At 66.9% G+C, this 426-nt stretch carries 1 protein-coding gene; it reads left to right on the top strand.

From position 1 onward, the window contains the following. On the top strand, positions 1 to 426 hold a 426-nt coding region (locus IG99_RS43640; protein WP_037684609.1), incomplete at both ends, for an HAD-IA family hydrolase.

The raw sequence follows: 426 nt of genomic DNA, 5'->3' as shown, positions 1-426 counted from the left end.
CAAGGTCGGTCTCGAGTACCGCGAGGACGAGGCGCGGGCGGTGTACGACCGCATCCCCACCTGGGGCCCGTACCCCGGTGTCACCGAGGCGCTGAACCGCCTGGCCGAGGAAGTCCCGCTGGTCATCATCACCAACAGCGACACCGCGCACGCCGTGCGCCTCGCGGAGAACCTCAGGGCCCCGTTCGAACTCGTCATCAGCGCCGAGGAGATGGGCGTCTACAAGCCACGGCTCCGCGCGTTCGAGTACACGTTCGACAAGCTCGGAGTGACACCGGACGAGATCGTGCACGTCTCCGCGAGCCCGATGTACGACCTCCGCTCCGCGGCCATCATGGGCATCGAGAACAAGGTGTACATGGACCGCGGCTGGGAGCACGACGAGCACTGGCTCGGCTACGAGCGGATCACCGACATCGCCGACCT

This window comes from Streptomyces griseus subsp. griseus (assembly GCF_000720255.1).
Taxonomy (GTDB): Bacteria; Actinomycetota; Actinomycetes; order Streptomycetales; family Streptomycetaceae; genus Streptomyces; species Streptomyces griseus_I.
This window is presented reverse-complemented; position numbering and strand designations above follow the sequence as displayed.